At 70.7% G+C, this 5,001-nt stretch carries 3 protein-coding genes and 2 pseudogenes; 1 reads left to right on the top strand and 4 read right to left on the bottom strand.

The features are described 5' to 3' along the window. Nucleotides 1–60 precede the first annotated feature (60 nt). Nucleotides 61–1,266 carry a chromate efflux transporter gene (gene chrA, locus QZV94_RS23165; RefSeq protein ID WP_293682539.1) on the top strand — a complete coding sequence of 402 codons (1,206 nt, stop codon included), beginning with the start codon at nt 61–63 and terminating at the stop codon, nt 1,264–1,266. A 15-nt stretch (nt 1,267–1,281) separates the two neighbouring features. Here chrA and QZV94_RS23160 read toward each other — a convergent pair whose 3' ends face one another. The 4 genes and pseudogenes from QZV94_RS23160 to QZV94_RS23140 form a co-directional block, all read right to left on the bottom strand. Further along, nucleotides 1,282–2,208: an alpha/beta hydrolase gene (locus QZV94_RS23160; RefSeq protein ID WP_293682537.1), complete on the bottom strand. Its 927-nt coding sequence runs from the start codon at nt 2,206–2,208 to the stop codon at nt 1,282–1,284. A 67-nt stretch (nt 2,209–2,275) separates the two neighbouring features. Continuing rightward, a complete protein-coding gene (locus QZV94_RS23155; RefSeq protein WP_293682535.1) occupies nt 2,276–3,895 on the bottom strand; it encodes a long-chain-fatty-acid--CoA ligase in 1,620 nt (539 codons plus the stop codon). Between the two features lie 714 nt (nt 3,896–4,609). After that, nucleotides 4,610–4,828 (bottom strand): annotated as a pseudogene (locus QZV94_RS23145) (hypothetical protein); the annotation flags it as partial. A gap of 39 nt (nt 4,829–4,867) precedes the next feature. Continuing rightward, a pseudogene (locus QZV94_RS23140) lies at nt 4,868–5,001 on the bottom strand (hypothetical protein); the annotation flags it as partial.

Genomic DNA, 5,001 nt, shown 5'->3' with positions numbered 1-5,001 from the left:
CTCAAGTGCTTATCGCCGAAACCGGTCGACAGGGCCGCCCTGCCCTTCCATCTAGGCCGTATGGATGACGCCCAGCCGATCCGCAGGGTTTCCGCCCTAGACGTGTTCCTGGCGTTCCTGGTCCAGGGACTGACCGCGTTCGGCGGACCGGCGGCGCACCTCGGCTATTTCCGCCGCGAGTTCGTGGAGCGGCGGGGCTGGCTTTCCGACGCCGCTTACGCGGACCTGATGGCGCTCTGCCACTTCCTGCCGGGGCCGGCCTCCAGCCAGATGGGGATGGCGATCGGGATGCGGCAGGCGGGCCTAGCAGGGGCGCTGGCGGCGTTCGCCGGGTTCACTGCGCCGGCGGCGGCGGCGATGATCGCGTTCGCAATGTTCAAGCCCAGCCTGGTGGGGCTGTACGGGGACGGATGGCTCCATGGCCTGCACGCGGCCGCCGCTGCGGTGGTCGCGCAGGCGGTGGTGCAGATGGCCCGCACCCTGGCGGTGGGTCCCATCAAAGCGGGCCTGGCCATGGGCGCCGCAGTGGGCCTGTTCCTCGTCCAGGGGCCCGTGGCCCAGGTGGCGACCCTGGTGGCCGGCGGGCTGTTTGGCATGGCCCTGCTTCGCGATACGCCTGCCCAGCTCCCGCCGGACGACGCGCCGGTGATGGTCGATCGCCAGAGCGCCCTGATCGCGCTCGGCCTCTTCGTGGTCCTCCTCGTCGGGCTGCCGATCCTGGCGAGCGTGCTGGCCAACCCGGGGCTCGGCCTGGCCAGCGTCTTCTACCGCACCGGCTCGCTGGTATTCGGCGGCGGCCACGTGGTGCTGCCGCTCCTCGAGCGCGAGATCGTCGATCGGCGCTGGCTGGACGAATCGACCTTCCTGGCCGGCTATGGGGTGGTCCAAGCGTTGCCGGGGCCGCTGTTCAGCTTCGCGGCCTATGTGGGCGCGGCCCAGCGGTATGGTCCGGACGGTATCGCGGGCGGGCTGATCGCACTGCTCTCGATCTTCCTGCCCAGCCTGCTGCTGGTCACCGGCGTACTGCCGTTCTGGGACCGGTTGAAGCGAGAGGGCTGGGCGCGCGGGGTGATCGCGGGCGTCGGTGCGACGGTGGTGGGCGTACTGGCGGCGACGCTGTGGAATCCGGTGCTGATGATCGCCGTGCGTCAGCCGGCCGACTGGGCGCTGGTCCTCGCCGCCTTCGTGTTCCTGCAGGTGGCCAAGCTGCCGCCCTGGCTGGTGGTGATCGGATTCGCGGTGGCGACGGGCGTGCTCCTGCCCTGACCCCCTCGCCTGACCCTAGCCTGCCGGGGCCGAGGCCGCGCCGGGTAGTTTGGCGCCCCACAGCGCCGGAAGCTTGGGCCAGCGGAAGGTCCAGCGCTGCGGGCGCTGCGGGATGCAGCTCTCGATGGCGGCCAGCAGGATCTCGGCCGGACCGTCGTTGAAGAAGTGGTTGGCGCCTTCGGTGCGGACGACGCGGATCGGGCGGCGCGTAACGGTCTCGCCGGCCAAACGCTCGGCGGCCTCGAATGGGGCGAAGTCGTCCTGGTCGCCGTGGATCATGTGTATGGGGATGTTCAGTCGGGCGAGCGCGTGCTTGGCGTGACGCAGCTGCGGCTTCTGGCCGTTCACCTCGATGACCGCATGGCGCAGGTCGCGCGGGATCATGTTCAAGGCCTTCGACCCCAGGTCCAGCAGCCACTTGGCGGTCGGGCCCGCCTCGCCGAAGAAGCCCGAGAGCAGGACGAGGCCCGCCACCTTGCCGGGGTTCTGGTCCGCCATGATCGAGGCGATCGCCGCACCGTAGCTCTGCCCCACCAGCAGCACCCTTTGGCCGCGCGCCGCCTGCAGCACCGGGGCCAGCGCCTGTGCCTGGACGCAGATGTCGGCCACAGGGTGAAGTGGCTCGCTGGCGGCATAGCCTGGGCGGTCGACCACGATCATCTCGCGGTCCTGCGGCAGCTCGGCCAGCGTCTCGGCCCAGTATTCGGCCCAGGACGGGGCGCCGGTGATGACCACGATCTTCCACGGCGGCGGCGCCGCGCGCGGGGTCTCCAGGGCGGAGATGCGCCAGCCATGGCCGCCGCCGGAGGTGAAGCTGGTTCGCCGCACGACAGTGTCGGGATAGTCCGCAGCCGTCGGCGCGTGTTCCGTACGGCCCTTCGCGGCCGCCCCAATCGCCGCCCACCCCATGGCGAGCACACCCTTTGGCCGCTTACGCTGCACCGCAATCTCCTGGCGTTCCTAGACTGTCACCTAGGATCGCTAACGCACGGTGCAAGGGCCAGTTCAGTCACGCGGTCGATGTGAGCGGCGCCGTGGCCAGCCGGTCACGCAACTCGCGCTTCAGGACCTTGCCGGTCGGTCCCAGCGGCAGGTCCGAAACGATGCGCACCTCGTCCGGCGTCCACCACTTGGCGACGCGTTCGGCGACGTGGGCCTTAAGCGCCTCCGGGTCGGCGGACTGGCCGGGCCGCATCGTCACGAGCAGTAGGGGGCGCTCGTCCCACTTGGGGTGCGGCACGCCGATGGCCGCGGCCATCGCGACCGCCGGGTGCGAGCAGACCGCCTCCTCCAGGTCCAGGGTGGAGATCCACTCGCCGCCCGACTTGATCACGTCCTTGGCCCGGTCGGTAAGGCGCAGGTACCCCTCCGGGTCCAGGGTGGCGATGTCGCCGGTGTCGAACCAGCCGTCGGCGGTGAAGGCGTCGGCGCCGTCCTGCTTGAAGTAGGCCGACGACACCCAGGGCCCACGCACCTGCAGGGCGCCGGCGGCCTTGCCGTCGCGCGGTAGCTCGGTCCCGTCCTCACCCAGGATGCGCAATTCCACGCCCCAGAGGCCGCGTCCCTGCTTCAGCTTTCGTTGCAAGGTGGCTGCGGCGTCCTCGCCGGCGTGGGCCGGCAGCGGTGTGTTGATCACACCCAGCGGCGAGGTCTCGGTCATCCCCCAGATCTGGCGCACCTGGCCTCCCAGTCGGTTCTCGATGCGCGAGATCAGGGCGGCGGTGGGGGCCGAGCCGCCGATGGCGATGGTGCGCACCGACGTGAGCCTCCCGCCGGTCTGGTCCAGATGGTCGGCCACGCCCACCCAGATGGTCGGCACGCCCAGCAGGAAGGTGACCCCCTCCTCTGCGATCAGCTCGGCGACGGAGGCGCCGTCCAGGGCGCGGCCCGGCAGAACCAGCTTGGCTCCCACCAGCGGGGCTGCATAGGGCGTGCACCAGGCGTTGGCGTGGTACATCTGGGCGCAGGGCATCACCACGTCGCGAGCCGAGAGGTCGAAGGCGTCGGGCAGCGCCAGCGCGAGCGCGTGCAGCACCGTCGAGCGATGGCCGTAGAGCACCCCCTTCGGGTTACCGGTGGTGCCGGAGGTGTAGCAGAGGCCGGAGGCCTGGCGTTCGTCCAGCTCCGGCCAGGCGAACGCGCTGGGGTGGCCGGCGATCAGGTCCTCGTAGACCAGCGCGTCCGCAGGCGCGTGCGCCGCGTCGGTCATCGCGACGCGCGTCTTCACCGTGGGCATCTTCGGACCGAGTTCCGCGACGAGGTCGGAGAACGTGATGTCGAAGAACAGCACGCTGTCCTCGGCGTGGTTCGCGACCCACGCCACCTGGTCCGGGTGCAGCCGCGGATTGATGGTGTGCAGTACCGCCCCGATGCCGGTGACGGCGAAGTAGAGCTCGAAATGCCGGTGCGTGCTCCACGCGAGCGTCGCGACGCGGTCGCCAGGCTTCACGCCCAACGCGAGCAGCGCATTGGCCATGCGCTTGGCGCGATCCAGAGCGTCGCGGTAGCCGTAGCGATGGATCGGCCCCTCGACGGTGCGGCTAACGACCTGGGTGCCGCCATGATAGATCGCGGCGTGCTCCAGGATCGACGGGAGCGTCAGCGGTCGATCCATCATCAGCGCGAGCATGGGCGAGGCGTCTTCCAAAGCGTGGGGCGATCACGCTAGGCCCGCCTCTGCGCCGCGTCGAGACGGCGGCGCGCCGCGCGCCGCACCCCAGGGCGGCCGTGACGGGCCGCCCCGGGCGCTCGTGCGCTAGCGAATGCCGAAGAGGTAGTCGAACAGGTTCGGCGCTTCACCGTAGCCGTAGCCGTACTGCGAGCTCTGGACCGAGGCGCGGAAGTTGGCCTGCAAGCGGTCGAAGCGCCGGTCGAGGTCGGCGCGTTCGCGCGGCGAAAGGCCGTTGCTGGCCCGGTAGCGCTGTTCCAGGCCGGCGATGTCGCGGTACTGCGAGCGTAGGATGCTGGCCTGGCTGCGGGTCACGCGGCGATCACGGACGGCGGTGTCCAGCCGCTGCTGGAACTGCGCCTGGCGTCGGTTGAGATTCTCCCACCGGTCGCCGCGCGGTCCGTCGGCGCGCTGGCCGTCGTTCCGATCGGCGCGGATCTGGACCGACAGGCGGTCGAACCGCGCATCGAGGTCGGCCCGTTCGGAGCGGCTGAGTCCGTCGCGGCGATAGCGGGCCTCCAGACGGGCGAGGTCCTGGAACTCGGCGCGGAGGCGGGCGGCTTCCGAGGCGGTGAGCTGTCCATTGCGCACACCGACGTCGATGCGCTGGTCGAGCTGCGCCTGCCGCTGGTTGATATCCATCCAACCCTGCGCCGGAGACCCGGCGCGCTGGGCGTCGTTGCGGTCTGCGCGGATCTGCACCGAGAGGCGATCGAAGCGCGCGTCAAGGTCGGCGCGTTCAGAACTGCTGAGGCCGTCGCGGCGATAGCGGGCCTCCAGACGGGCGAGGTCCTGGAACTCGGCGCGGAGGCGGGCGGCTTCCGAGGCGGTGAGCTGTCCATTGCGCACACCGACGTCGATGCGCTGGTCGAGCTGCGCCTGCCGCTGGTTGATATCCATCCAACCCTGCGCCGGAGACCCGGCGCGCTGGGCGTCGTTGCGGTCTGCGCGGATCTGCACCGAGAGGCGATCGAAGCGCGCGTCAAGGTCGGCGCGTTCAGAACTGCTGAGGCCGTCGCGGCGATAGCGGGCCTCCAGACGGGCGAGGTCCTGGAACTCGGCGCGGA

The sequence above is a fragment of the uncultured Phenylobacterium sp. genome (genome assembly GCF_902826855.1).
Classification (GTDB): Bacteria; Pseudomonadota; Alphaproteobacteria; order Caulobacterales; family Caulobacteraceae; genus Phenylobacterium.
The sequence above is the reverse complement of the archived record's forward strand: the minus strand, read 5'-3'. Positions and strand labels throughout refer to the sequence as shown.